3 protein-coding genes and 1 pseudogene are annotated in these 5,091 nt (G+C 40.8%); 1 reads left to right on the top strand and 3 read right to left on the bottom strand.

Annotated elements, in window-relative coordinates; genetic code table 11:
* From QNK26_RS15365 to QNK26_RS15375, 3 genes and pseudogenes are all read right to left on the bottom strand, one after another.
* A pseudogene (locus QNK26_RS15365) lies at positions 1–297 on the bottom strand (glycogen phosphorylase); the annotation flags it as partial.
* 86 nt (positions 298–383) lie between these two features.
* On the bottom strand, positions 384–2,624 hold the full coding sequence (gene glgB, locus QNK26_RS15370; protein WP_319224693.1) for a 1,4-alpha-glucan branching protein GlgB: 2,241 nt from the start codon (positions 2,622–2,624) through the stop codon (positions 384–386).
* A gap of 32 nt (positions 2,625–2,656) precedes the next feature.
* Positions 2,657–2,977, bottom strand: coding sequence for an isoamylase early set domain-containing protein (locus QNK26_RS15375; RefSeq protein WP_319224696.1), 321 nt, complete (start codon positions 2,975–2,977; stop codon positions 2,657–2,659).
* Between the two features lie 746 nt (positions 2,978–3,723).
* On the opposite strand from QNK26_RS15375, the gene nirB reads away from it, so the two are divergent.
* Positions 3,724–5,091, top strand: a 1,368-nt coding sequence (gene nirB / locus QNK26_RS15380) for a nitrite reductase large subunit NirB (RefSeq protein WP_319224699.1), incomplete at its 3' end; no start/stop codon positions are given.

Raw genomic sequence — 5,091 nt, forward strand, 5'->3', positions numbered from 1 at the left:
GTTACCTAATGCACGACCCATCAAAAATTCTAATGATAGATAAGCTGCGCGACGAGTAGGTTGTGCTTGCTGCAGTTTCTTGGTCGCGCGTGATTTTTCCATCAGACGGTCACGGATTGTTAGTGCAAGCGCATGATATAAATATTGCGGTGACTCACCAACTTCATCACGCCCTAGAGTGTAATGGAAATGACGTTTTAAATCTTCAGGCAAAGTACTGGCATTAACCACTGGCCCATGATCTGTCTCTAACTTGCAAACTTTGTTTGCTTTAGATTTTTGTTTCTTTAATGACATATTACTTCCTTTATTATGACATTTGGGCTGTTTTAGATAATGCGCAATCGAACTGTGATGTCGATTGCGTGTTGCGCTATCTCTTGCTATTTCACTTTCGGTATTAAGTACAAGCTTGCTAACGGTGGTAGTTCAATACAAATACTTTGTGCGAAACCCTGCCATTCGATTGCTTCAGTGCGGTAACTTGTGCTTTTTGCAAAACCACTTCCGCCAAACTTGGTATCATCGGTGTTGACGATAACGTTATATTCACCCTTACTTGGTACACCAATGCGGTAACTTGATTGGCACGCAGGTGTCATATTCGATACCACGGCAACATGTTCGTCTTTCGCTTTGTTGTAACGTAAGAAACTAAATACTGACTGTTCTGCGTTGCTTGCATCAATCCAATCAAAGCCTTGGTGATCAGTGTCTAGCTCAAATAAGGCAGTTTGATGACAGTAGTTGTTATTTAATGCTTTTATGAGATCTTGCACGCCTTGATGAGGTGATTGCTCAAGTAGATGCCAGTCTAGAGATTGGTCGTGATTCCATTCTGCACGTTGGCCAAACTCACAGCCCATAAACAACAATTTCTTACCTGGGTGCGCCCACATGAAACCGTAATAAGCGCGTAAATTAGCAAACTTCTGCCAATCATCGCCCGGCATCTTGTTAAGCAGTGAACCTTTACCGTGCACAACTTCGTCATGGCTTAGCGGTAAGATAAAGTTTTCACTAAATGCATAAGCCAGTGAGAACGTCATTTCATGGTGGTGATGTTGACGATAGAGTGGGTCACAGCTCATGTATTCTAAGCTGTCATTCATCCAACCCATGTTCCACTTGTAACCAAACCCAAGGCCACCTTGGTCGACAAAGTTAGTCACACCAGGCCAGGCTGTTGATTCTTCGGCAACCATCATTATGCCTGGATGATTGTTATAACAGCGTTGATTCACTTGTTTTAATAATTCAATCGCACCTAGGTTTTCACGGCCACCATGTTGGTTCGGCACCCACTCACCTTCTTCACGGCTATAGTCGAGATATAGCATAGAGGCAACCGCATCCACGCGCAGGCCATCAATAGCAAAGTTATCAAACCACGAAAGCGCATTTGAAATTAAAAAACTTTGTACTTCTGCACGATCATAATTAAAGATGTGGGTATTCCAATCGGGGTGGAATCCTTGACGTTTATCAGCGTGTTCAAACAAATGTGAACCGTCAAACTGAGCCAAACCATGGGCATCAGCAGGGAAGTGTCCTGGAACCCAATCGATTAATAAACCAAGGTTTGCTTCGTGACAGGCATCAACAAAGAATTGAAAATCAGCCAAACTGCCGAAACGACTGGTTGGCGCAAACAAACCCACCGGCTGGTAACCCCAAGAACCATCAAATGGAAACTCACTAATTGGCATTAACTGAATATGGGTAAAACCAAGTTCTTTTACATAAGGAACAAGCTGTTCAGACAGGGCTTTATAGCTTAAAAACTGGTTATTCTCGTCACGCTTCCACGAACCCGCATGTACTTCATAAATACTGATCGGCGCATCAATCGCGTTGCGTTCAGCACGTTGTGACCATGCTTTCGCGGGTGATTGCTGCCATGTTGCAGAGGTTGCTTTAGTTGGCACGCATGACGCAGTTTGTGGACGTAATTGCATTGAAGAAGCAAATGGGTCGGCTTTTTCTAAGCGCTCACCACTTTCGGTGATAATACTAAATTTGTAATTGTTATCCTGTCCCGAGTCAGCTATATCGGCAATAAAGATTTCCCAAATGCCGGCACCAAGGTGTTTACGCATCGGATGACGTGTGGTATTCCAATGGTTAAAGTTACCAATCAAGCTCACAGACGTGGCATTTGGTGCCCAAACAGTAAAGCGTACGCCTTCAACATGATCGGTGATAGTCCAATGCGCACCTAAATGACGTTGTGCTTGTTCTAAGGTACCTTCGTTAAACAGGTAAACAGCATCTGCATCAAGTGTCGATGAGAACTTATACGGGTCTTGTTCAACAACCGTTGAAAATGGATAAGCGATCGTTAATTGATAGTTGGCATTATATTGTTTTGCTGACAGGCAAAGCACAAATAGATCACTGGAGCCAACACGTTGATAACGACGTTGGTGGTTTTTATCTTGATAAAAGACCTGCTGTGCGCCGGGAATGAATACTTTTAATTGGTATTCATTTTTGCTCACTTGGTGTGGACCTAAAAAAGCAAACGGGTCATAGAGTTTACCTTGATTAAGCGCATCTATTTCATTGCTAAAATGCGTCTCATTGTGAGTTGCTATAGTTGGTGTAGTTGAAATGTCACTCATGATCCATCCTGGATTAAACGTATTGTTAGCTTCTATGCAGTACGTAATGTAGATACGACACTGTTATCAGTTCCGAACGTATTGGGTAAGTATAAGTCGGCTTTATGATCGTTATGCCACTCGTTACTATTAATTAAGTAGCGGAAGTGGAATTGTTTATTTTCTGGTAGACGAACCTTAGTGCGAAAGACATTTTCTTTTTTGATGTATTTCATTGGTAAGGCTTGCCATTGATTAAAATCAGCTAATAACTCAACCGTATCGCTACTCATTAATGCGTTACTTGTGTCGCAGGCGAATTCAAAAGTGATATCGGCTTCGGCTTTTGTTTTAAAAAAACGCTTTTTTAACATGTTATCTTCCTTGTTATATGTCGTAGCTCTAATAACTTAAGCAAAGTTTCGTTTACGTACCCAAATTAAGCTTACCTGCCTAATGGGGTAACCATATGGGGGTATTATCGTGGTTTTATGAACTTGTTTAAAGTTTTTAGAAGATACTTTGTGAGCCATGTCACATTTAATATCTTTCATTCGTAACTGATGGCCGTTTCTTACATATGGATAATGATTTTTATTTATTCTAATTAAAAATTAACTAATTAGTAATACTTTCTGCCTGGACGGATGAGTGAAATACTTGTGGCTAAAATCGTGTTTGATGGGAGTTAAAGTAATAACTCGTATGATTTTTAACCATAATGCGGATGTTTTTAACATCGAGAGTATTAGCTTAGTTGCTATATAAAAATTGGCAGGATACTTAACGGTTAGCAACTTGATCTTGTCGATGTTGAGGCGTTTAGCGCTATCTTAAAGGCTAACGAGGTCATCCCGTATATTTTGTAATAAAATAACAAAACATACGTATATACCTATTTATAAGTAGTTTTACGCTCGTTTTGTTGTTTTAAAATTACATTGCTGGCATTATATAGGCAGTGTCTCGCCTGGTAATGCTACTTTTCGTTATTAAATTACGCTTAACCTCACGTTTTTGATCTTGATCACGTTAACTGTCGATCAGAATTGATCTAAGTCATGTTCTTCTTCTAAGTAATACCTCAAAATGCCTACATAATAAATACATAGGAATAATTATGAGCAAAGTCAGACTGGTTATTATTGGTAACGGTATGGTTGGCCACCGTTACATTGAAGACTTAGTAGAAAAAGCAGAAATTAATAATTTTGATGTAACCGTGTTTTGTGAAGAACCACGCGTTGCCTATGATCGTGTCCACCTCTCTTCTTATTTCTCTCACCACACTGCAGATGAATTATCGTTAGTAAAAGAAGGCTTTTACGGCAAGCATAATATCAATGTATTGATTGGTGAACGTGCGATCAACATTAACCGCTCGCAGAAAATCATTTATTCAAACTCAGGTCGTGAAATTAAATACGACAAGTTGATTATGGCGACAGGTTCAAAACCTTGGGTGCCGCCAATTAAAGGTAATGAAAGCAAAGACTGTTTTGTTTACCGTACTATCGAAGATTTAAAAACTATCGAAGCGACAGCAAAACGCAGTAAAAGCGGTGTTGTTATCGGCGGTGGTTTATTAGGACTTGAAGCTGCTGGTGCATTGAAAGCACTGGGTGTGGAAACACATGTTATTGAGTTCTCGCCGGTATTAATGGCAGAACAGCTTGACCGTGAGGGCGGTGAGCAACTACGTAAAAAAATTGAAAAATTGGGCGTGCAAGTGCACACCAGTAAAAATACCTTGGAAATTGTTGCTGAAGGTGAAACCGCACGTAACACCATGATGTTTGCCGATGGCACCTCGCTTGAAGTTGATTTCATCGTATTCTCAACCGGTATTCGCCCACAAGACAAACTGGCACATCAATCTGGTTTAGCAACGGGTCGCCGTGGCGGTATCACTATTAGTGACCATTGTGTTACTAGCGACAGTGATGTTTACGCAGTTGGTGAATGTGCATCTTGGAATGAACAATTCTTTGGTTTGGTTGCACCGGGTTACAAAATGGCACAAGTTGCTGTTGACCATCTATTAGGGAACGATAACGCATTTGAAGGTGCTGACATGAGTGCTAAGCTGAAATTGCTTGGTGTGAAAGTGGGCAGTATCGGTGATGCTAATGGTCGTACTCCAGGTTGTAAGAGCTTTGTTTATCTTGATGAAACAGAAGAAGTATACAAACGTATTATTGTTTCAGAAGACGGTAAAAAGTTATTAGGTGCAGTATTAATCGGTGATACATCGGATTACGGCAGCTTATTACAACTTAAATTAAACGATATTGATTTACCTGAACATCCAGATAGTTTGATTTTACCTGCACACGCAGGTGGTGAAAGACCTGCAATGGGCGCTGATTCATTACCCGATGCTGCCGTTCTTTGTTCTTGTTTTGATGTCACTAAAGGTAAGATCGCTGCTGCGGTTGCTGATGGTCACACAACAATGGGTGAAATCAAAGCGGTAACGAAAGCAGGT

It is taken from the genome of Moritella sp. (genome assembly GCF_033791185.1).
Lineage (GTDB): Bacteria > Pseudomonadota > Gammaproteobacteria > Enterobacterales > Moritellaceae > Moritella.

Excerpts from the sequence above, each read along its gene's own strand:
- QNK26_RS15375 (WP_319224696.1), bottom strand. The coding sequence starts at position 2,977 with ATGTTAAAAAAGCGTTTTTTTAAAACAAAAGCCGAAGCCGATATCACT.
- glgB (WP_319224693.1), bottom strand. The coding sequence starts at position 2,624 with ATGAGTGACATTTCAACTACACCAACTATAGCAACTCACAATGAGACG.